Genomic DNA, 21,906 nt, shown 5'->3' with positions numbered 1-21,906 from the left:
GGACCTCTAGCCGCCGCGATCGGGATCGTCGTCGCGACCGCCTGCACTCGTCTTTCGCGCTTTTGCCGCAAGCTGCTCTTTAAGCCGCGCCAGCGCGTCGGCAGGCCAATCATGGACATCGGTGACCGCGACCCAGGCATCGACGTAGTGCTCGGGCGCGTAGACATGGCCAAAGCCCATCGGCGTCTCCGTCGCGACCGCCATGTCGAGGGCGAGCTGCAGCATCGTGACGATGGGATACCATCGCAGCTCCGGTGAGACGTCGGGCCCACGCGGTGCCTTCATCCAGGCCGGGACCCGGTAGGCGTCGCGATAGGCGAAGAAGGTGATCGCGTCGCTGGCATATTGCAGATAGACCACGCGCATCGGACCCCACGGCGTATCTGGCGGCACCGTCGGCCCGTTCTGGTTCATGAAGCGGACGAAACGGCCGTCGCGGAATTCCGGCAGCCACGCCGGCGAGCCCTGATTGCGGTTGGCGGTGATCGAGCGCCAGATGCGGCTCTCGAACGGCGGCCCGCTCCACAGCGCGCCGGCAATGGGATCGCCGATGGTCTCGAACAGCTCCGCGGATTTTTCCGAGTTCAGGGCACCGAGGCTCAGTCCGTGCAAATACAGTTTGGGCCGGGCGTCCTTTGGCAGCGTCGTCCAGTAGCCGTAGATCTGCGCGAACAGGGCGCGCGACGCCTCTGCTCCGTACTCTGGCTGAAACAGCAGCGACAGCGGGCTGTTGAGATAGGAATATTGCATCGCGACGCTGGCGACATCGCCGTGGTGCAGATATTCGACCGTATCCATCGCCGACGGGTCGATCCAGCCGGTGCCGGTCGGCGTGATGACGATCAGGACCTTGCGTTCGAAACCGTGCTGGCGCTTGAGCTCCTCGAGCGCGAGCCGGGCGCGCGCCTGCGCGGTGTCGCGGCTACCCAAGCCGACATAGACGCGCACCGGGTCGCGCGCGGGCCGTCCCGTGACGGCGCTGATGTCCGCTGCGGTCGGACTCGAGGCAATGAACCTGCGCCCCATGCGTCCGAGCTGCGTCCACTTCACCAGCGATGCCGGGCTTCCTGTTCGCTCAGCGGCGGTTGGCTGCGGCCGCTCGGGCTCCAGCAGGGCATCGACTTCGCGGAAGGACGAGTCGAGCGCGTTGAACCCCGCGCGGATCAGGACATTGCTGACGATCGACCAGAACAGCAGGGCTGCAACGACCACGCCGATCACGTTTGCAATCTTCCGCCGGATGACGCGGCTTTTGCGCGCGGCAAGAAAGCCGGCGGTCAGCGCGAACAGCCGCCCCAGCACCAGCAGCACCATGAACGTGATCAGGGCGATGGCGCAGACCTTGAGCGGATGTGCGGTCTCGACCGGCGCCATCTTCATCACGGTGCGGATCGAGTTCTGCCATTCGGCCGTGCGCCAGAGAGCGACGATGACGACGATCAGACAGAAGGCTGCGACGAGCGCATTCGCAATCGACCGCGCGCGCGCCGACGGCTCGGGCAATTCGAGATAATGCCACAGCCGGCGCCACAGCACGCCGCTGAGATAGCCGAGCGCAAAGCAGCCGCCGGCGAGCACGCCTTGCGTGAGATAGCTGCGCGGGATCAGCGTCGGCGTCAGCGCGGCCGCAAAGAACAGCGCGCCCAGCATCAGGCCGACGCCGGACAGCGACAGCAATTGCCGCCGAATGAGCCATGCCGATGTTATGAGGACAGTCATGAAATACGCGCGGTCCGTCTCGCAAGCCGCCGAGTTGGCGGAGCAGGCGCCTACTCTAGCTGCATTCGTGCGGTGCGAACACCGTTGAGCAAGCGCTCGACATGAAAGGCGGCCAGAGGGACCTGCTGCTCACGCACTCTGTCCGAGCCTGCTGTCGATCTCGTTCCTTAGCAGGGCAAAATCGATCGGTTTGGTCAAGAGCCCGTTGGCCCCGCTTTCCATCGCCTTGCGTCGTGTATCGGCGTCGCCATAGGCGGTGATCATGATGATCGGCACATCCGGGCAGATTTCCCTCGCCTTGGGGAGCATTTCGATGCCGGTCATGCCGGGCATGTTGATGTCCGACAGAATGAGGATCAGCGATTGTGCGGACGCGGCGGCAATGTGCGACAAGGCGGCCGGCGCCGAATTGGCAAAATCCATCACAAAGCGCTCTGCGCGAAGATCGCGGCGAAATTGCTGGCGGAACAAAGCCTCCACATCAGGCTCGTCATCCACCACGAGAACCATCACACCCACGGCTAACCTCTCGTTTCGTCTGAAAAATTGCTTTTGCGCGGCAATCGAATTGTAAATTCAGTAAACTCACCCGAATTCGTTTTCACATCAATCGTACCCCCGTGCTGTTTCACGATGATGTCGTGGCTCATGGAAAGGCCGAGACCGGTTCCTTCGCCGGCCGGCTTGGTCGTGAAAAAGGGATTGAATATCTTCTCCTTCACCTCGGGCGGAATGCCTGTGCCATTATCGCGGATACAGATTTCGACGTGCCCGCCATGGTCACGCGTCGAAGCACTCAGCACGGGCTCGAAGCCTGCGTCGTTCTCGCTGGCGCGTTTGCCCACCGCATAGAACCCGTTGGAGATCACGTTCAACAGCACGCGCGTGATTTCCTGCGGGAACGCCTCGACCATGCCGGCGGCTGGATCGAGCTCGCGCTTGAGGGTGATGTTGAACTGCGGCTGTTCGGCGCGCACCCCGTGATAGGCGAGGTTGAGGCTTTCCTCGACCAGCGCATTCACGTCGGTCGGCCGATGCTCGCCGCTGCCGTCGCGGGAGTGCAGCAGCATGTTCTTGACGATGGAATCGGCGCGCTTGCCGTGCTGCACGACCTTCTGCAGATTGTCCTTCAGAAGGCCTGTCAGCTCGTCGACCTCGTCGCGGACGCTCCCGGCGAGTGCCGTCGAGCCGAGCAGTTGGTTCAGCTCGTCCGTCAGCTCGGCCGAAAGTGCCGCAAAATTGTTGACGAAGTTGAGCGGGTTCTTGATCTCGTGTGCGATACCGGCGGTGAGCTGGCCGAGCGAGGCGAGCTTCTCGGTCTGCACCAGTCGATCCTGGGCGGTGCGCAACTCGTCGAGCGACGTAGCGAGCTCCCTGGTGCGGGCTTGCACCTCCTCGAACAGGCGGACGTTGCCGATTGCGATGACCGCCTGGTCGGCGAAAGTCTGGAGCAGCGTGATCTGCTTTTCGGTGAACGGGTGCATTTCCTTGCGGCGAAGCACGATCGCGCCAATGCTTTCGCTCTCGTGCAACAGCGGCACGCTCAAGATGCTGCGATGACCCATCCGGATCGCCAGCTCGCGGCCGTCGGAGAGGTCGGAATGGCTCTCATCGCTGATATCTTCGATGTGGACCGGTGCTTGATCGATGAACGCCCGCCCGGCTGCCCAGCGCCGGTTGATCGGCCATCTCTCCAGTCCGATCGGGATCGAGCCGTGATGTGCGCTGAAGCGAAGGAACTCCCCGTCCTTCAACAACACGCCGGCATCATAAGCCCCGCAAAGCTCGCAGGCGCTTTCCACGATGGCCTTCAATGTCGGTTCGACGTCGGTCGGTGAAGAGGCGATCACTCTCAGGATGTTGGCGCTGCCGGTCTGGTACGTCAGCGCTTCGCTGAGTTCGCGCGTCTTGGCCTGAACCTCGTCGAACAGCCGTGTGTTCTCGATCGCGATCACGGCCTGGTCCGCGAACATCGCGACGAGCTCGATGTGCTTCTCGGTAAACGAATTGGGCTCGCTCCGGTTGAGCGAAAAAGCGCCGATCAGCCGATCCTCGCGCATGAGCGGCACGGCGAGCGTGGTGCGATAGTGGGCGCGATTCTGCTCGCTGGTCAGACCGTAGTGCGGATCGGCCAGCACGTCCGGAATGCAGACGGGTTTCAGCGATGCGCCGGCGCGGCCGACGGCGGACGGGTGTCCAGGCCGCAATGGCCGGCGCTCCAGCATCTCGTGAACGTCCGGTGGGAAATTCCAGCTCGCCAGGATGCGGAAGACCTCGCCGTCGAAGCGGAAGAACATCGTCTGCTCGGAGCCGCACAGGCGGGCGGCTGTTTCCGAGATGGCTTCGAGAACGGGCCGCAGATCGGACGGCGAGCGGCTGATGACCGAAAGCACCTCGGTGGTGGCGGTCTGCCGCTCCAGTGCCTCCGTCAGATCGAGCGTCTTGGCCTGCACCTCGTCGAACAGCCGCGCATTTTCGATAGCGATCACCGCCTGGTCGGCGAAGGTCTGGACCAGCTCGACTTCGCGTTGCGAGAATTGTCCCTTTCGCTTGCGCGCGAGGGCAAACACGCCAATGCCGCGTCCCTCCCGCATCAACGGGACAAACAGGATTGACCTGAAATCAAGAGCCTCGCTGAACCTCTTGAGCGAGCCAATCTCCCTCTCCTCATCAACGTCAGCAATGTTTCGGATCGCGCCTGCAAGGAGGGTCCGGCCGATATAGGTTGAGTTGTCGGCCTGGAGCGGAGTCCGTCGGAGGAAGTCAGCTTGCGCGGGATCGGCGTCAGCCACGCCGCGCGCGACAAGGACATCACCTTCACGAATGTAGAGCGCGTTGAGCTCTGCCTTGCACAATTCGGCGGCCGAATGTGTCAGCGTGTTCATCACCGAATCCAGGTCGAAAGCCGAGCGGCTGATGACTTTCAGCACGTCGGCGGTGGCGGTCTGCTGCTGCAGCACCTCGGTTAGATCTTTTGTCTTGGCCTGCACCTCGTTGAACAGCCGCGTGTTCTCGATCGCGATGAGCGCCTGATCGCGGAAGGCTTCCGCCAGCGTGATCTCCCGCTTGTCAAAAATGTGGGTGAGCTTTCCGGCCATCGCCAACAGGCCGATGCACTCCCCGTTGCGGAGCAGCGGCATATAGAGTGCAGAAGCGATTCCCAATCTCTCCTGAATGGCACGCTCGAATGGCGGCAACTCGACGGCCGACCAATCCGGCAGGTGCAACGTCGTTCTTTCCACGATCGCGCGAGACGGGAAGTTGGCGTTCGGGTCGATCGGAACCGGCGACGTATTGAGAATTGGAAGTTGGCCGTCCGGCCCGCACCAGGCAACCGTCCAGAAGCTCTTGTCGTCGCAGCGCTGGATAAAGGCCCGGTCGCACCCGAGAAGCCGTACGGCGGTCTGCGCGATGGCCTCGAACACGGGCTGCGCGTCGGTGGGCGACTGGCTGATGACGCGCAGAATGTCAGAGGTCGCAGTTTGCCGTGCCAGGGCATCCCGGGTCTCATTGAATAGGCTTGCGTTCTCGATCGCGATCGCAGCCTGCGTCGCAAAGCCTCGTACGAGGTCGATCTCCCGGCTGGAGAACGGCCGCACCTCCTGACGGTAGATGACGATCGCGCCCACCAGCGCGTCATCCCGGAGGATCGGTACGCCCAGCGTCGATCGTGCCCCGCCGAGCCTGGCCGCGAGGCCTGGAGCTGGCTCGGCGGCATAGTCCGGCGAGTGCTGCAGTTCGCACGTTCTCAAGATCCGATCGATCATGCCGCCCGGCAAACCCTGGAACGGCCCGGGCCGCCTCACATGCTCGCGAAGCGGTTCCGGCGTGCCGACATCGGCTGCGAAGTAGAATGCCTTGCCGTCGAATCGGAGCAGGGTGCCGAATTGGGCGTCGCAGATGCGGGTCGCGTTCTCCAGGACGGCGCGAAACACAGGTTCGAGCTCACCAGGGGAGTTGGAGATGATTTGAAGCACGTCGGCCGTAGCAGTCTGCTGTTGCAGAGCTTCGCCGAGCTCTCGTGACTTCGTCTTCGAATCGTTAAACAGACGCGCGTTCTCGATTGCGATCACGGCTTGGTCGGCGAAGCTCTGCTGCAGCGTGAGCTCCTCGACCGTGAAAGGTTCGAGACGACCACGATGTATGATGAGTGCGCCAATGGCCCGTCCCTCGCGGCGAAGCGGCGTGCCGGATATGGTGCGGGTGCCGGCCGTCCGAGCCGGAGCTAACCCCGGCCACCGCGCCATTGCCGCCGGATCGTCGCAGTCGGGAACGTGGACCTGGCGGTTTTCGAGATAGACCGCGCCGGGCATGAACCGCGGCGTGATCGCGACATGCGCCAGCGGGATTGCGGCGGCGATCCGCTCCGAGCCGGCGCCGACCCGGAGCGTCCGGCCCCAGCGCTCGCCATCGGCGATCAGCAGCGAGACGCTGGACGCGCCGAACAGGCTCGCGGTCGTCTCGGCGACCTGCTGCAACGAGGCATCGGCATTGCCGCCCGCGTTGGCGATGGCGCGCAGAATCTCGGCGCTGGCGCTTTGGCGCTCCCGCGCCAGCGTCAATTCATGCTGCAGCCGCGCGTTCTCCGCGGTGCTTGACTGCAATTGCTGCTCAAGCTCGGCAATGCTGCCCCTGAGCTCGGCCGCCATGTCCGCCGGATACGGCACCATTCCAAAAATCCAATTTGCCGACGGCCTGCCGGCGCCGGGCCTAATTGCTTAATCTGGAAGGGATTATTCCATCCTGGAACCGTTCAGGCCAGCAATATCCTTGCGCATATCGGCGACCGCCCGGCGACGCCGCCGAGCTCAGGTGCCCGGCCGCGACACCTCCGTCTCCTTGCTGGTGATGAACTCCAGCAGCACCGGCACGCCTTCCTGCGTCTTCTGGATGCCGCGCCTGATCGCCGGCACGATCTCCTCCGGCCTTGTCACCCGCTCGCCATGGCCGCCGAAGGCGCGCGCCATCGCGGCATAGTCGCCGGAGATGTCGGTCGAGCGATATTTTTCGGTCGAGATCGGCATCACCTTCAATTCGATCGCCATGGAGAAATTGTTGAGCAGGACCGACATGATCGGGATGCGCTCGCGGACCGCGGTCTCGAAATCCATCCCCGTGAAGCCGATCGCCGCATCCCCCCAGACATTGATGCAGAGCTTGTCAGGCTTTGCGAGCTTGGCGCCCATCGCCAGCCCGAGGCCGTAGCCGAGCTGCGTGGTCTTGCCCCAGCCGAGATAGGACAGCGGCTCGACAGCCTTCCAGAACGGAGAGAGCTGATCGCGCGGGCTGCCGGCATCATGGGTGATGATGGTGTTGCGGATATCGACGGTGTGCTGCAGGTCCCAGAGCACGCGATAGGGATTGAGCGGCGCGTCGGTGCTGGCGAGTTTCGGCATCCATTTCGCCAGCCACTCCCTGTGAGAGGCGGCAATCTCGGCGCTGACCGCTGATGCATCGCGATCCCTGGTGACGGTCTTGTTGATCTCTTCCAACAGCGCATCGAGCACGAGGCCGGCATCGCCGACCAGGCCGATCCTGGCCTCCACATCCTTGTTGAGATGGTTCGGATCGAGCGTGGAATGGATGATGGTCTTGCCCCTGGGCATCGCGATGCCGAAGCTTGTCTCCGTGAAGGAGCAACCAATGCCGAAGATGACGTCGGCTTCACTAAGGAATTTCGGCACCGCGCGCGGCACTGCGAGGCCGCCGGAGCCGAGCGAGAGCGGATGGGTTTCCGGAAACGACGATTTGCCGCCCAGGCTGGTGGTGACGGGAATGGCAAGCCGCTCGGCGAGCCGTTTCAGCTGCGGCCACGCCTGCGCGTAATGCACGCCCTGACCTGCGTAGATCACCGGACGCTTGGCGTTGACGAGGAGGGCGGCTGCTTCCCTCACATGCACGGGGTCTGCGCCGTAGCGGGTGCGCAGCACCGGCGTATAGTCGAGGGGCTCCGGCACGTCCTCGTTCCACATGTCGGCCGGAATCTCGACGATCACGGGACCGCCGCGGCCGTTCTTCAGCCTCGTGAAGGCGCGGCGGAAGATGTTGACGACTTCCGCGGCCAGGATGATCGGCTCGGATGATTTCGAGAACGCCTTCATCACCTCGCTGGAATTGAAGTTCGGTTCGATATGCGACAGCCGTCGCTGATAGCCCATCGGCAGCACCAGCACGGGCACGGATCTCGCCAAAGCACTGCGCCACGCCGCCCATCGCGTTCTCCGCGCCGGGCCCGTGCTGCATGCAGAACGCGCCGATGGTGCGCCCCGACGTCACGCGCGAAATCGCGTCCGCCATGTGGATCCCGACGCGCTCCTGCCGCACCATCACGGGCCGAATCTCGGCCTTGGCCGCGTGCTCGATCAAATGGTTGACGGGATAACCGCAGAGGATCTCGATCCCCTCGCGCCGCATGATTTCCGCAATCGCAGTGCCGAGCTTCATGGCGTCTCTCTCCCTGGGGCAGGCCGGTTGGTCCGGCTGATTGGAGGAAAGAGGATCAGGAAATGGCGGGAGGGTAAAGCGCGGGCGGATCAAGGCTGCCGTAGGTCAGCTATGCAGCGCGGGCGTTCGGCTGATCGGAGTTGCCAGCCGCAAGTCGGCACGTCCGCGGGAACCGCCTACTTGCAGCTTTGACAGATCGTCAGCTTGCGTTTCAACGCCTCATCTTCCTGATCAAGCGACGGCTGCTCCGCGATGCCGTTTGCGTCCAGATTGGGCTTGGAGCCCTTCACTGCGCGAGACCGCTTCGGTCGCATTGCCTGATCGGGGGTGTTATCTTCGACAGTGCCAACGCTAAACCCATCGTAGTCGGTGGCAGGCCCAGGCAAGACTGAAGGTCCGCTGCTGGGCGGTGTCGACGACGCCCTGTCAGATGCTGCCGGAGGGTTTTTAGCGCCCGCTCGTGGCAGCGATGCTTTGGGCGGGGCCAGCGAAACCGGCGGCGTCGCCGAAGTCTGTGCTCTCGCGCTGTCCTGCGGCGAGAGGCCGACAAACGTAAGCCGCCCGGACGCGCGCCCCGAAGCCAAGAACCAGGAGCGTCGCGCTTTTCATCCGCGTCCTCTAAACAGCTTTGGTCTAACGATTGACAGCAAGGCTCTCCGAGCCACGCTGCGTCAACAATATCAGCACACATGGCGGCCAATGTTGACGGAAATGGGGAGCGGGTTCAGCGCTGGCATGGATAGCGGGAAAGTCTAGCTTCACCCATCCTGCCCTTAATGGCTGCAGAAGAGAAGGCGGACGCAACCAAGTCACATTCAAGGTGTTGGATCGGGGGTCAGTCCTCGGGAGCCATGATGACCCAATACTCAGACCCTGTCCAATCCAGGCGAGCCGTGCTCCCTTGGGTCGTCGTTGCACTGGCGGTGATACTGGCCGTCGGTGGTTTCGTCTGGATGAACTACAAGATCGAGGCGCTGCAGCAGGCGGCCGCCCCGCAGCAAGCTTCCGGGGAGGAAGACGTCAGACAGGCGACGGCCGCTCTTGGGCAGACGGTGAAAGAGGTTCAGGCGGGCCAGCAAAAACTTGCCGAGGAGTTGGCCGACATTCAGAGAAAGCTTGCAGCAGAATCCGGCGAACGCAAGCTTCTGTCCGAGCAAGTCGGCGCCCTCAGCTCACGCGTCGACTCCCTCGCATCGGCAAACGCGGCGAGCACCGCGCCGGCGCCACAGGCTCCAAAGAACAGGCGCGCAAAGCAATAACAGGCGGCTTGCCGCGATGTCCCTGAAGCGCGGCCACTTGCCTTCAAAACAAAGCGGCGCTCAGAGCCTGTCCATACAACATTGCGGCGAGAAGCGAGACCAGCAGGCCGGCGCCAGAGAAAATCACGAGGATCTTGAGAGTTTCCACATCGACGTTGGTTCGCGTCGCGCGCGATATCGCCTTTGCAAATGCTGCCATCATCGTCAGCTCCGGAGCAGGCCGCGCGGGAGGCGTGGCCCCACTTCATCTAGCGCGATCCCGCGCGTTTGCGTGTGAAGCAGATTACAGGTGACTTGCGGCCCGATCATTCCGCCAGCGCCCGCTGCGGATTTCGCCGCGAGGCGTTGCAGCATGCGCGGATTCCGACCTCACACCAAATCGCCCCACGCTGGCGGTGCCTTTCGCGTGGGGCGACTAATTGTCCGCAGGGGTTGTGCAACGAACGAAGAACAGCTCTAATGAGACACCCTGCGGGGCCGATCAGGCAAATCTCATGGAGCAGCGTTTTACATTCAATCAAGTCGCGAGCGTCTACAGGGCTGCGCGTCCTGAATATCCCGATGCGCTTGTCGAGGATGTCGTGACATATGCCGATCTCAAGACGAAAGATCGAATCCTCGAGGTCGGCTGCGGTACGGGTCAAGCGACGGTGGGCTTCGCGAAGCGAGGCTTTCCAATACTCGCGATTGACCCTGGACCGGAAATGCTTCGTGCCGCACGTGAGGGCTTGGCAGACTTTGAGAACGTTGAACTGCTCGAGACCACTTTCGAAGGGTGGCCGGCCGACCAGGCAGGATTCCGGCTGATCATTGCCGCGCAATCCTGGCACTGGGTCTCTCCGGAGATGCGGTTCTCGAAAGCGGCCGAGGTGCTTCAGCGCGGCGGTTCACTCGCGGTGTTTGGGCACGTCCCGGTCGGAATACCCGCCCCGCTGCTTGAGCGGTTCAAAGAAATTTATCTGCGTCAAATCGGAAAATGGGGCTCGCCACCGGAGGCCTAGTACCTGCCAGACGGCCCCTTCAAAGACTGGTTTCACCAGTCAGGGCTATTCGAGCCAGTGAAGCACAAGTGCTATCCCTGGACACGCCAGCACACGACGTCAAGTTACACCGATTACTTGCGCTCGCGGTCGGACCACCGGCTCTTGGAGGCAGCGAAGCGCGACGAGCTCCTCAGCGAACTCGCGAAAGCGATAGATGATTTCCAAGGGCAGTTTGAAATGGACTACGAAACCCATCTCTATATCGCCCGACGCATTGATCGCGTTTAACGGAACGGTATTCCGGGTTTTATCGACCTTTTGTCAATGAGCAGGACCTCTGTTGGGTCAGAAGCGCCTGTCATCGGGCGGCGCCGCGCGAACCATCGGCACGCGATGACGAGATTGGGATTTACTTCGTGGCCGCGCTGATCGAGTTGAACTTATTGCTGAGGAGGACGCTCCCCGTGTTGGTCACAACCGTCACGATGGCGAGCGCAATACCCGCGGCGATCAGGCCGTACTCGATCGCGGTGGCGGCATTTTCATCGGCAAGAAAAGACTTGAGCAAAGTCATCGCCAACTCCTCTTTATCCGGTTCAATGTATGCTGGCGGCGTTATCAAATTGGTAAATTGACGACCTGGCTTTTGCGCGCACCAGGAAATACAGGTTCGGCCGACCTTGCCCGCAATCTCTTAAGCTAATAGCCGTTAAACGAAGGTTTCATTATCCAATTGAAATGAACCGAAACGCGCCCCGGGACACTACCGGGGTCGAACGGCATCGGCGCCGGCCATGGCGGCGCCTCAACGCGTGCCGGCGGGTTCCGGTGCGCGTTTACGAGAGCGTCCCAGTGCTGCCGCGATGCGACGGACCAGATCGCTCACCATATGCGGCTGCGCGCGCACGGTAGCGTTTGAAATCCGCTCGTCCTCGGTCGTGTCGCTCACGATGCCGATGTAGTTCTTTCTGGCGTCCTGCTGCTGCACGGTGGTGCGAACCCTGGCTCGATCGATGGCGGACCGTGATGTGCGCAAAGCGAACCGACGGTTAATTTTGCCTCCCGTAGGAATACCCGGTGCGGCATGATTGCACGGCCGTGCCGAAAGGCACCGTGGCGCTTTAAGAGATTGTTGAGGCTGTTCGTCAACCGATCGGCAAGCATGCCGAGCTCTGCGCTCATCCATGCGTCTCGTCGGCGTTCAGTGCACGCAGCATGCCGATGCGGGCAAACATCACCCAGCCGCCGCCGTTCTCCGCAGCGTTGATGAGTGTCTCGACCGCTATTTGCCAGCGCGGCTCCTGCTGCTCGGCCTCGGGCAGCTGCATGATGTAGTCGGCGGCCTGTTGCAGCGTGCGCAACCTGCGGCCGCCGCGTAACGCGATCGGATCCTCGAACGGCGTCGACCAGGGCATGTCAGGCCGCCGGACCGATGAGGAGAGGCATCACGATGCGATCAGCGATATGATGTCGTCAGCCCGCCTTCTTGGTCCGCGCCGGCGCGCGCACCGGCTTCTCGGCCTTCTTGGGTGCAGCCGCCTTGGCTGCAGCTTCCTTGCCGCCCTTGCCCGCGATCGGCAGCAGCATCTCGCGCTGGCCCTCCACGCGCTTCTTCGGCTTCTTGCCCTTGGCGGCGTTGACCGCGGTCTTGGCTGCGGGCGCTACGTCCTTCTCGTTGGCAATGCTCTTCTTCAACGCATCCATCAGGTTGATGACGTTGCCGCCCGTCTTCGGCGCCGCCTTGGTCGCGATCGGCGCGCCGGAACGCTTCTTGTTGATGAGTTCGATCAGCGCGGTCTCGTAGTGATCCTCGAACAGCTCGGGTTCGAACGCGCCGGACTTCTTCTCGACGATATGCCTGGCGAGGTCGAGCATGTCCTTGGTCAGCTTCACGTCCTGAATGTCGTCGAAATACTCCTTCTCGCTGCGCACCTCGTAGGGGTAGCGCAGCAGAGTGCCCATCAGGCCGGTCTCGAGCGGCTCAAGCGCGATGATGTGCTCGCGGTTGGTCAGCACCACGCGGCCGATCGCGACCTTGTCCATGCTGCGGATGGTCTCGCGGATCACCGCATAGGCGTCATGGCCGACCTTGCCGTCCGGCACGAGATAGTAGGGGCGGATCAGGTAGCGGTTGTCGATGTCCGCCTTCGGCACGAATTCGTCGATCTCGATCGTATGGGTCGAGTCCAGCGCGATCTCGTCGAGCTCGTCCTTGCTGACCTCGATATAGGTGTCGGTGTCGACCTTGTAGCCCTTGACGATGTCCTCGGAGGTCACCTCGTCGCCGGTCTCGGCGTCGACCTTGAGGTACTTGATCCGGTGGCCGGTCTTGCGGTTGATCTGGTTGAACGAGACCTTCTCGGTATCCGACGTGGCCGGATAGAGCGCGACCGGGCAGGTCACGAGCGAGAGGCGCAGAAAACCCTTCCAATTGGCACGGGGGGCCATGGGCTACTCCAAACGCAACAGGGACAGCTGACGAGAATACCATCGGGGAACAGCGAATCATAGCGAGGCGGGATGCGGAATCCTGCAACTGCGTTAACCGGCCGCGGGGCGGGCGGTTGCTGCCTGATCCAAATGCAAAGTCCGGAACATCATTTCGGATCAGGCGTTGCCCCGCGAGACGAGGCTGTGACGATGTTGCGACATCGAAAGACGGCCGGAGATTGAGGTCACCATCATGGCAACCAGGCGAGAGCAGCGTCCGATCGTCGAAACCTCGACCGAGGCACGCCAGGGCGAGCCAGGGCCGTCCGTGGCGGCGTTGCTTGCCATCTCGACCGGCCTTGCGATCCTGATCCTCGCCGTCGTCTGGTTCGTGTTCTTCCGGACCTGAAGGCCGGATCCGCGCTGCACCTTCCGACTCGCCGCGTCACGCGGCACACTGCGCCCGCCACGCCACCGGCTCGTCCGCTGGCCTGGCGGGCGCAGTCGTGTCGGTGCGCGAGCGGGTCGCAAATGACCAAAAAGTAACGTAAGCCGGTTCCCGGTGTTCATATTCAGTTCACGCCGGAATTGCTCATCTCCGGTGGTCATTCATGCGGCCTATCTTTGGAGACAAGCGTGCGCCTGCTCGTTGTCGAGGACGACCCTGATCTCAATCGCCAGCTCACCAAGGCGCTGACGGACGCCGGCTACGTCGTCGATCGCGCCTTCGACGGTGAGGAGGGGCATTATCTCGGCGACAACGAGCCGTACGACGCCGTCGTGCTCGATATCGGCTTGCCGAAGAAGGACGGCATCTCGGTGCTGGAGGCCTGGCGCCGCAACGGCCGCACCATGCCGGTCCTGATCCTCACCGCGCGCGATCGCTGGAGCGACAAGGTGCAGGGGTTCGATGCCGGCGCCGACGACTATGTCGCAAAGCCGTTCCATCTCGAGGAGGTGCTGGCGCGCATCCGCGCGCTGCTGCGCCGTTCCACCGGCCATGCCCAGAGCGAACTGAGCTGCGGCCCGGTCACGCTTGATACCAGGACCGGCCGGGTCAGCGTCTCCGGCAACCCCGTGAAGATGACCTCGCACGAATATCGGCTTCTGGCCTACCTGATGCACCACTCGGGCCGCGTCGTCTCCCGCACCGAACTCGTCGAGCATCTCTACGACCAGGACTTTGACCGCGACTCCAATACGATCGAGGTTTTTGTCGGCCGCATCCGCAAGAAGCTCGACGTCGACATCATCCAGACCGTCCGCGGGCTCGGCTATCTCCTGACCCCGCCGGCCGCTTGACGCCTCTTGACGTCACTTGGGCTTGACGGCCGGCCGGACACAGGGCCCTTGGTCGGGTCATGACGTCCGACGATCCGCCATCCCGTGCCCGCCGGAACCCCGCCGATGGCCGCTAGCTCGCTTGCCAACCGACTGTTCCTGTCGGCGACCGCCTGGCTCGTGGTGATCCTGGCCATCACCGGCGTTGCGCTGTCGTCCGTCTACAAGAATGCCACCGAGCGCGCCTTCGACCGCCGGCTCAATCTCTATCTGCGCACGCTGATCGCCGAGGTCGCGACTCCCGACGAGCCGCCGGATCGTCAGTTCCAGTCGCTCGGCGAGCCCTTGTTCGAGCTGCCGCTGTCCGGCTGGTATTGGCAGATCACGCGCACCGACACGGAAAAGCCGGAGGTGCGCTCGTCGCGCTCGCTGTGGGACAAGAAGCTGCCGAAGCTGGAAGAGCAGGGCGCCGAGCTCACGGCCGCCGGCATCCGCCTCGCTTATGTCGACGGGCCGGAGGGGCAGAACCTGCGGATGGTGGAGCGGCCGGTCGATCTCGGCAGCGACGGAAAATATCTCATCAGCGTCGCCGGCGACGACACCGAGATTTTCGACGAGACGCGCAGCTTCGACTATTATCTCGGCGGCACCTTTACCGCGCTCGGCATCGTGCTGCTGCTGACCACGGTGTTTCAGGTGCGATTCGGTTTGGCGCCGCTCAAGCGCATCTCGGAGTCCATCGCCGACATCCGTTCCGGCCGGGCGGAGCGGCTCGAGGGCGAATTCCCGGTCGAGATCGCGCCGCTGGCGCGCGAAACCAACGCGCTGATCGATGCCAACCGCGAGATCGTCGAGCGCGCCCGCACCCATGTCGGCAATCTCGCGCATGCGATCAAGACGCCGCTCTCGGTCATCGTCAACGAGGCCAACGCGCATGCCGCCGATCCGTTCGCCGCCAAGGTGATGGAGCAGGCGGACGTGATGCGCGATCAGGTCGCCCATCATCTTGAGCGCGCCCGGATCGCGGCAAGGGTCTCCGTCGTCGGGACCGTCACGGAGGTCGCGCCGGCCATCGAGGCCTTGCGCCGGACCATGGAGAAGATCCACCGCGGCCGCGGCATCGTCGTCGAGACCAAGGCCGATCCGTCGGCCAAGTTCCGCGGCGAGCGGCAGGACCTTGAGGAGATGGTCGGCAATCTCGTGGACAATGCCTGCAAATGGGCGGCCTCGCGGGTCTTTATCGAGGTTTTGGTGGACCCCCCGCAGCAGGCCGGCGCCGGCCCGCGGCTGCGGCTGCTCGTCGATGACGACGGGCGGGGCCTGTCGGAGGCCGAGCGCGCCCAGGTCTCGCGGCGCGGCCAGCGTCTCGACGAATCCAAACCCGGATCTGGGCTTGGCCTCTCCATCGTGGTCGATCTCGCCGCGCTCTACGGCGGCAGTCTCTCGCTCGGCCCCGCGCCGATCGGGGGCCTGCGGGCCGAGCTGGTGCTGCCCGGAATATAATCCCTTGTTCCGGCGCGATTTTTTGCCCTAGCCGACGTCGATGCGGACGAAATCGGGGGCATTCGCCGCAACTTCCTCAACGGCTTCTTAAGGCGCGCGCCCCTATGATCGCGCCCGGACGCATCCCATGTCCGCCACTTCAGCGTGCATTACCCGGGCGCATGAGCCAGACATCGATCGAGCGGCTGAGAGAATATCTCGCGCAGCTCCCGCCGCAGGCGCAGGCGCTGCTGATGCGGGAGTTCGAGCGCGCGCTTGAGCGCGGCCAGGACACGGCTGTGGCGACCCTGGTGCTCGACCAGCTACGCAAGATCGTGCGCAAGACCGAATCAGAGGAAGCCCCGCCGCCGCGCACCGAGGATCTGTCGCGGCTGCTGTTCCAGATAGTGGAACCGTTCCTGGTCGACGCCGGCGCACCAACCCGGGTCGGACAGATCCGGCGCTCCTCGCTGCAGCCAATCTGGCAATGGCTCGGCCGTGACGGTGCCCCGGCCAAGCTGAACGAATTCGAGGCGACGCTGGCGCGCATGCCGGCTGCCGACAGTGCCGGCCAGGTCGAAACGCTCGCCCATGATCTCCAGGCCGTCGCGGCGGATGCGATCTTCGCGCTCACCGGGCCGGGCGGCGGCGACAAGTCGCGCGCGCTCGCGCGCGTCGGGCCGCCCAATGTGATCGAGGATCTCTATTCGATCGGCGCGGTGCTGCAGATCCGCGAGGCGATCGGCACGCTCAACGAAAAGCTTCCGCGCTTCCTGCGCACGTTCGGCGATCCCCAGGTCGCCGCAGTGACTGCTGCGCTCAACATTCCCGCGGTCCAGACGCCCCAGATGCTTCCCTTCGCGCTGTCGCTGGTGATCCAGCGCATGGCCGCGCCGTGGCAGATCATCCGCCTCGCCATCAAGATCGCGGCGTCGGACGACGAGATCCGCGTCGCGGCGACGCCCTACGGCGTTGCCGTCACGATGGCGCTGCACGATTTGTCCTGCGTTGCCGCGAATTTGCGCACGGATATCAAGCGCAGCCGCTTCGACACCATTGCCGACAATTTGAAGGCGCTGCATGACGGTGTGCGCGGCCTGCGCACGGAGCTTGATCTGCGCAACGATTCCACCTGGGGCAAGCAGCTGACCTCGATCCGAGCCGACATCTCCAATGCCCTGCAATCGGAGATCGACAGCGTTCCGGGCCGCGTTCGGCGCATTCTGCGCCAGCGCGCGGAAAAGGACATCCCGCCGGGGGCGCGCATCGACAGCACCGAGGTCGAGGAGACCGTGGCGCTGATCGATTTCGTCGCGACTTGCCGCAATTATGCCAGCGAGCTCGCGATCAACGAGGTGACGTTGCGCACCTATTCCGACCTCCAGCAATATGTGGAGCGGTCGACAGAATCGCTGGTGCAGTCGCTGCGCGCGGCCGATCACAAGGTTCGCACCTATCGCCAGCAGCAGGTTCAGGCCGCGATCCGATTCTGCGAGGTGCTGTTCGGCGACGACTACGCCTCGCTGATGAGCCGCGCCGCAGAAAACGCGGTAACGGGCGAGCGAAAATCGACGCGCGCCAGCTGAACCAGGCGCATCTTTTCGTGATCACAATTTATGGTTGACGATGCTGGTGGCCGGCCGTACGGTCGCCGCGCATGTTTGGGGACATTTTATTTGTGGGCGCATGAAACCAATTATCAGCTTCGTCGAGATTGAGAACCGCGTCATTGTTGCCAAATATCAAAGACTGATGGTCAGCGCGAAGGTGGTGCTGGTCGATAAGGCAAGCGGTCGGCAACTGCCTGAGACAGTCACCACAATTGCGTCCCCGGTTCCGCTGGGCGCCGTGCGCATCAGACTGCCGGAAGCGATCACGCCAGGAACCTATTTCCTGAAGGCGCTCAACGGGCGCGGCGAGGATGCCGCCCAGAGCGTGGACTTCCAGATCGGCTAAGCCGTTGGATTTCCACCGCTTCGAGACGGCGCCGCTCGCGCCGAATTGACAATTGTCAATTGCCGCCCTGTCCGGCCGTGGTGTAAAGCCACGTGGTGTAAGGCCACGTGATAAAGCCATTGATGGGCGCGGTTCGCGCCCTCCCGGAAGCTTGCCCGATGACGCTATGGTTCGTGTTCGCGCTGATGACGGTCGCGGCGATCTTCGCCGTGCTCTGGCCGCTCGGCCGTGGCGCAGGCGCACAGCGCCAGGACACCGAGAATCAGGGCAGCGAGGTCGCCGTCTACAAGGACCAGCTGGCCGAGATCGAGCGTGATCTCGCCTCGGGGCTGATAGCCGCGCCGGAAGCCGAAGCCGCGCGCGTCGAGATCAGCCGCAGGCTGCTCGCCGCGGCCGGCAGCGAGTCTGTGTCCGAGCCGAAGTCCGATCTCAAATGGCGCCGTGCGGCCGCCGTGCTGGCGCTCATCGGCCTGCCGCTCATCGCGATGGGCGTGTACATTCCGCTCGGTTCGCCGAAGCTTCAGGACTTCCCGCTGGCGCAACGGGAGCGTGGGCCGGGACCCGGCATGGCGCAGTCGCTCGAGACTCTCGTCGTGCAGGTCGAGCAACATCTGGAGAAGAATCCGACCGACGGTCGCGGCTGGAGCGTGCTCGCCCCGGTACTGGAACGGCTGGGCCGCTTCGACGACGCGGTGCGCGCCTATCGCAATGCGCTGACCTACAACGGCGAGAGCCCGGAGCGTCGGTCGGATCTCGGCGAGGCGATCGCGGCCGCTGCCAGCGGTGTGGTGACGGCGGACGCCAAGACCGAGTTCGAGCGTGCGCATGCGCTCAACGCCGACGATCCCAAGGCGAACTATTTCCTGGGGCTCGCCGCCGAGCAGGACGGCCGCAAGGATGATGCGGCCAATATCTGGCGGGCGCTGCTTGCGAAGGCGCCGGCGGATGCGCCGTGGCGCCCTCTGGTGCAATCCTCACTGGCGCGCGTCGGCGGCGGCGGTACGATGCCGACATTGTCGGACGACACGATCGCAGCTTCAAAGGATATGAGCGAGGGCGATCGCGGCACGATGATCCGCGGCATGGTCGAACGTCTGGCCACGCGGTTGAAGCAGAACGGCGACGATGTCGACGGCTGGCTGCGTCTGGTGCGCGCCTATCTCGTGATCGGCGACCGCGATAAGGCGGTGGGTGCTTCGACCGATGCCCGTCAGGCGGTCGCCAACGACGCCGAACGGCTGCGCCAGCTCAACGAAGGCCTCAAGACTCTGGGGCTCGACGGATGACGATTTTGCAACGAGACGCGCGGAGAACGGATACGCCATGACGCGCAAGCAGCGACGTATGACCATCATCGGCGGCTCGCTCGCCGTGCTCGCGCTGGCCGCCGCGCTCGTGCTCAACGCGCTGCGTGACTCCATCGTGTTCTTCTCGACCCCGACCATGGTCGCCGAGAAGCACGTCCAGCCCGGCAAGCGGTTTCGTCTCGGCGGCCTGGTGCAGCCCGGCTCGCTGCAGCGCGGCGACAATCTCGCGGTGACATTTGAAGTGGCCGACGGCGGTGCCAAGCTGCCCGTCGCGTACAAGGGCATCCTGCCCGATCTGTTCCGCGAAGGGCAGGGCGTCGTCGCCGAAGGCGCGCTCGATGCCAACGGCGTGTTCAAGGCCGACACGGTGCTGGCCAAGCACGACGAGACCTACATGCCCAAGGACGTCGCCGATGCCCTGAAGAAACAGGGGCACTGGAAGGACGATTATGGCGCCAAGGCATCTGATAGCGTCAAGCCTGCGGCGACGACTGCGCAGGGCAATTCGCAGGGAGCGGTGCGGTGATCGCGGAAGCCGGACATTATGCGCTGGTGCTGGCGCTCGCGCTGGCGCTGATCCAGTCGATCGTGCCGCTGATCGGGGCGCGCTTGCGTGATACCGCGCTGATGAACGTGGCGCGCTCAACCGCGCTGGCGCAGCTGCTGTTCGTCGGCGCATCCTTTGTCGCGCTCGTCACGTTGCACGTGACCTCGGATTTCTCCGTCGCCAACGTCTACGAGAACTCGCACTCCATGAAGCCCTTGATCTACAAGATCACCGGCGTGTGGGGAAACCATGAAGGCTCGATGCTGCTCTGGGTGTCGATCCTGGCGCTGTTCGGCGGGCTGGTCGCGGCCTTCGGCAACAATCTGCCGCTGTCGCTGCGCGCGCATGTGCTTGCGGTGCAGGCCTGGATCGCCAGCGCCTTCTATCTCTTCATCCTGGTGACCTCGAATCCGTTCCTGCGCATCGTCAATCCGCCGATCGAGGGGCGCGATCTCAACCCGGTGCTCCAGGATATCGGCCTCGCCGTGCATCCGCCGATGCTCTATCTCGGCTATGTCGGCTTCTCGATTTCGTTCTCCTTCGCGATCGCGGCGCTGATCGAGGGGCGGATCGATGCTGCCTGGGCGCGCTGGGTCCGGCCGTGGACGCTGGTTGCCTGGATTTTCCTGACGCTCGGCATCGCCATGGGCTCCTATTGGGCCTATTACGAGCTCGGCTGGGGCGGCTGGTGGTTCTGGGACCCGGTCGAGAACGCCTCGCTGATGCCGTGGCTCGCCGGCACCGCGCTGCTGCATTCGGCGCTGGTGATGGAGAAGCGTAACGCGCTGAAGGTCTGGACCATCCTGCTGTCGATCCTGACCTTCTCGCTGTCGCTGCTAGGTACTTTCCTGGTGCGCTCGGGCGTCATCACCTCCGTGCACGCCTTCGCCAATGATCCGACGCGCGGCGTGTTCATTCTCCTGATCCTCTGCCTGTTCATTGGCGGCAGCCTGTCGCTGTTCGCGGCGCGTGCCACCACGTTGAAACAGGGCGGCCTGTTCGCGCCGATCTCGCGCGAGGGCGCGCTGGTGTTGAACAACCTTCTGCTCACCGTCGCCTGTGCGGTCGTGTTGTTCGGCACGCTCTATCCGCTGGCGATGGAGGTGCTGGCCGATTTCAAGATGTCGGTCGGCGCGCCGTTCTATAATCTCAGCTTCGTCCCGCTGTTCATTCTGCTGCTGCTCGCGGTGCCGTTCGGGCCGATGCTGGCGTGGAAGCGCGGCGATCTGCTCGGGGTCACCCAGCGCCTGCTCGCGGCCGGTGTCGCCGGGCTCGTCGTCGTCGCCCTTGTCTGGGCCTGGACCCGGGGCGGCAGCGCGCTGGCGCCGTTGGCGATCGGGCTTGGAGTCTTCGTCGTCGCCGGCGCCGTGACGGATCTCGCCGAACGAACCGGCTTGTTTCGCCTGCCGTTCGCAACGTCGTTGCATCGCGCCCGCGGCCTGCCGCGCTCGGCATGGGGGTCTGTGTTCGCTCACGCCGGTCTCGGCGTCGCGCTGATCGGGATCGTCTGCGAGACCACCTGGAACAGCGAATACATCGCGACGATGAAGCCGAACGACGTCGCCCAGGTCGCGGGCTACGATCTGAAGCTCGACGGCTTGTTTGAGCGCCAGGGACCGAACTACCGCGAGATGATCGCGCAGTTCAACGTCAGCCTGGACGGCCGAACGCTCAGCGTTATGACGCCTTCGAAGCGCAGTTTCACCACGCGCGGATCCTCGACCACCGAGGCTGCGCTGCTGACGCGTGGCGCAAGCCAGCTCTACATCTCGCTCGGCGATGTCGCCGCCGATGGTGCGATCGCGGTGCGCATCTATCACAAGCCGCTGGTGCTCTTGATCTGGTGGGGACCCGTGCTGATGGCATTCGGCGGCATGCTGTCGCTCTCGGACCGGCGCCTGCGGGTTGGTGCGCCGAAGCCGGCGCGGGCCAAGCAACGCCTCCAGCCGGCGGAGTGATTCTGATGCGCCGGATGATGGCCGCGATCGTCGCGCTTGTGCTGCTGGCTTTGCCTGCGGCCTATGCCGTGCAGCCCGACGAGATCATGTCGGACCCCGCCAAGGAAGCGCGCGCACGCGACTTGTCGCGCGAGCTGCGTTGCATGGTCTGCCAGAACCAGTCGATCGACGATTCCGATGCGCCGCTCGCGCGCGACCTGCGGCTGCTGGTGCGCGAACGGATCGCAGCCGGCGACAGCAATTCCCAGGTGCTCGACTTCCTGGTGGCGCGCTACGGCGAATTCGTGCTGCTGAAACCGCGCTTCGAGCGTCAGACGATGCTGCTGTGGCTGCTCGCGCCGCTGCTGCTGGCCGGCGGAGGTCTGGCGCTGTGGCTGCAAATTCGGCGCCGCGCGCGAAGTGGTGCAGACGTACCAGCTCCGCCGCTCACGCCCGATGAAGAGGCGCGACTAGCGGCCTTGATGTCGGACGAGGCATCACGTTAGCAGGCGTCGAAGACGGCACTGCGGGAACCTCATTAAGTTCCTGCAGCAGCACGTT

At 63.9% G+C, this 21,906-nt stretch carries 20 protein-coding genes and 1 pseudogene; 11 read left to right on the top strand and 10 right to left on the bottom strand.

Annotated elements, in window-relative coordinates; genetic code table 11:
• Positions 1-6 precede the first annotated feature (6 nt).
• The 5 genes and pseudogenes from AB8Z38_RS11335 to AB8Z38_RS11315 all read right to left on the bottom strand — a co-directional run.
• Positions 7-1,719, bottom strand: a complete 1,713-nt coding sequence (locus AB8Z38_RS11335; RefSeq protein WP_369725083.1) for an alpha/beta hydrolase — start codon at positions 1,717-1,719, stop codon at positions 7-9.
• Positions 1,720-1,848: 129 nt separating this feature from the next.
• Positions 1,849-2,238: a response regulator gene (locus tag AB8Z38_RS11330; protein ID WP_369725081.1), complete on the bottom strand. Its 390-nt coding sequence runs from the start codon at positions 2,236-2,238 to the stop codon at positions 1,849-1,851.
• 2 nt (positions 2,239-2,240) lie between these two features.
• Positions 2,241-6,389: a GAF domain-containing protein gene (locus tag AB8Z38_RS11325; protein WP_369725080.1), complete on the bottom strand. Its 4,149-nt coding sequence runs from the start codon at positions 6,387-6,389 to the stop codon at positions 2,241-2,243.
• A 138-nt stretch (positions 6,390-6,527) separates the two neighbouring features.
• Complete coding sequence (locus AB8Z38_RS11320) at positions 6,528-7,910, bottom strand: thiamine pyrophosphate-requiring protein (RefSeq protein WP_369725078.1); 1,383 nt, start codon at positions 7,908-7,910, stop codon at positions 6,528-6,530.
• A 55-nt stretch (positions 7,911-7,965) separates the two neighbouring features.
• Positions 7,966-8,133: pseudogene (locus AB8Z38_RS11315) on the bottom strand (thiamine pyrophosphate-binding protein); the annotation flags it as partial.
• Positions 8,134-9,017: 884 nt separating this feature from the next.
• On the opposite strand from AB8Z38_RS11315, the gene AB8Z38_RS11310 reads away from it, so the two are divergent.
• Positions 9,018-9,422 carry a hypothetical protein gene (locus AB8Z38_RS11310; RefSeq protein WP_369725076.1) on the top strand — a complete coding sequence of 135 codons (405 nt, stop codon included), beginning with the start codon at positions 9,018-9,020 and terminating at the stop codon, positions 9,420-9,422.
• 43 nt (positions 9,423-9,465) lie between these two features.
• On the opposite strand, the gene AB8Z38_RS11305 is transcribed toward AB8Z38_RS11310, so the two are convergent.
• A complete protein-coding gene (locus AB8Z38_RS11305; RefSeq protein ID WP_369725075.1) occupies positions 9,466-9,624 on the bottom strand; it encodes a hypothetical protein in 159 nt (52 codons plus the stop codon).
• Between the two features lie 292 nt (positions 9,625-9,916).
• Between AB8Z38_RS11305 and AB8Z38_RS11300 the strand changes: the two genes are divergently transcribed.
• On the top strand, positions 9,917-10,423 hold the full coding sequence (locus AB8Z38_RS11300; RefSeq protein ID WP_369725073.1) for a class I SAM-dependent methyltransferase: 507 nt from the start codon (positions 9,917-9,919) through the stop codon (positions 10,421-10,423).
• 391 nt (positions 10,424-10,814) lie between these two features.
• On the opposite strand, the gene AB8Z38_RS11295 is transcribed toward AB8Z38_RS11300, so the two are convergent.
• From AB8Z38_RS11295 to AB8Z38_RS11280, 4 genes are all read right to left on the bottom strand, one after another.
• Positions 10,815-10,979 carry a Flp family type IVb pilin gene (locus AB8Z38_RS11295; protein WP_369725072.1) on the bottom strand — a complete coding sequence of 55 codons (165 nt, stop codon included), beginning with the start codon at positions 10,977-10,979 and terminating at the stop codon, positions 10,815-10,817.
• A gap of 231 nt (positions 10,980-11,210) precedes the next feature.
• Positions 11,211-11,393, bottom strand: a complete 183-nt coding sequence (locus AB8Z38_RS11290) for a hypothetical protein (protein ID WP_369725070.1) — start codon at positions 11,391-11,393, stop codon at positions 11,211-11,213.
• Between the two features lie 190 nt (positions 11,394-11,583).
• Positions 11,584-11,820, bottom strand: a complete 237-nt coding sequence (locus tag AB8Z38_RS11285) for a hypothetical protein (RefSeq protein ID WP_369725068.1) — start codon at positions 11,818-11,820, stop codon at positions 11,584-11,586.
• 58 nt (positions 11,821-11,878) lie between these two features.
• Complete coding sequence (locus AB8Z38_RS11280; protein ID WP_369725066.1) at positions 11,879-12,853, bottom strand: Ku protein; 975 nt, start codon at positions 12,851-12,853, stop codon at positions 11,879-11,881.
• Between the two features lie 235 nt (positions 12,854-13,088).
• On the opposite strand from AB8Z38_RS11280, the gene AB8Z38_RS11275 reads away from it, so the two are divergent.
• The 9 genes from AB8Z38_RS11275 to AB8Z38_RS11235 all read left to right on the top strand — a co-directional run bounded on the left by AB8Z38_RS11275 (position 13,089) and on the right by AB8Z38_RS11235 (position 21,851).
• Entirely contained in the window at positions 13,089-13,244 is a 156-nt protein-coding gene (locus AB8Z38_RS11275) for a hypothetical protein (protein ID WP_369725064.1), read from the top strand.
• Between the two features lie 227 nt (positions 13,245-13,471).
• The gene (locus tag AB8Z38_RS11270) at positions 13,472-14,137 is read left to right on the top strand and encodes a response regulator transcription factor (protein ID WP_018315821.1); all 666 of its coding nucleotides are present in this window, start codon (positions 13,472-13,474) and stop codon (positions 14,135-14,137) included.
• Between the two features lie 105 nt (positions 14,138-14,242).
• Positions 14,243-15,619, top strand: a complete 1,377-nt coding sequence (locus AB8Z38_RS11265; protein ID WP_369725061.1) for an ATP-binding protein — start codon at positions 14,243-14,245, stop codon at positions 15,617-15,619.
• A 161-nt stretch (positions 15,620-15,780) separates the two neighbouring features.
• Entirely contained in the window at positions 15,781-17,184 is a 1,404-nt protein-coding gene (locus AB8Z38_RS11260) for a hypothetical protein (protein ID WP_369725059.1), read from the top strand.
• 100 nt (positions 17,185-17,284) lie between these two features.
• The gene (locus tag AB8Z38_RS11255; RefSeq protein ID WP_369726470.1) at positions 17,285-17,554 is read left to right on the top strand and encodes a hypothetical protein; all 270 of its coding nucleotides are present in this window, start codon (positions 17,285-17,287) and stop codon (positions 17,552-17,554) included.
• A gap of 158 nt (positions 17,555-17,712) precedes the next feature.
• Positions 17,713-18,840 (top strand): c-type cytochrome biogenesis protein CcmI, encoded by a 1,128-nt coding sequence (ccmI, locus tag AB8Z38_RS11250; RefSeq protein ID WP_369725057.1) that lies wholly within the window; start codon positions 17,713-17,715, stop codon positions 18,838-18,840.
• A 37-nt stretch (positions 18,841-18,877) separates the two neighbouring features.
• Positions 18,878-19,387, top strand: coding sequence for a cytochrome c maturation protein CcmE (ccmE, locus tag AB8Z38_RS11245; RefSeq protein ID WP_369725056.1), 510 nt, complete (start codon positions 18,878-18,880; stop codon positions 19,385-19,387).
• Complete coding sequence (locus tag AB8Z38_RS11240) at positions 19,384-21,366, top strand: heme lyase CcmF/NrfE family subunit (RefSeq protein WP_369725054.1); 1,983 nt, start codon at positions 19,384-19,386, stop codon at positions 21,364-21,366. The genes ccmE and AB8Z38_RS11240 overlap by 4 nt, the downstream gene beginning before the upstream one ends.
• A gap of 5 nt (positions 21,367-21,371) precedes the next feature.
• The gene (locus tag AB8Z38_RS11235; RefSeq protein WP_369725052.1) at positions 21,372-21,851 is read left to right on the top strand and encodes a cytochrome c-type biogenesis protein; all 480 of its coding nucleotides are present in this window, start codon (positions 21,372-21,374) and stop codon (positions 21,849-21,851) included.
• Positions 21,852-21,906 lie beyond the last annotated feature (55 nt).

The sequence above is a fragment of the Bradyrhizobium sp. LLZ17 genome (assembly GCF_041200145.1).
Lineage (GTDB): Bacteria > Pseudomonadota > Alphaproteobacteria > Rhizobiales > Xanthobacteraceae > Bradyrhizobium.
This window is presented reverse-complemented; position numbering and strand designations above follow the sequence as displayed.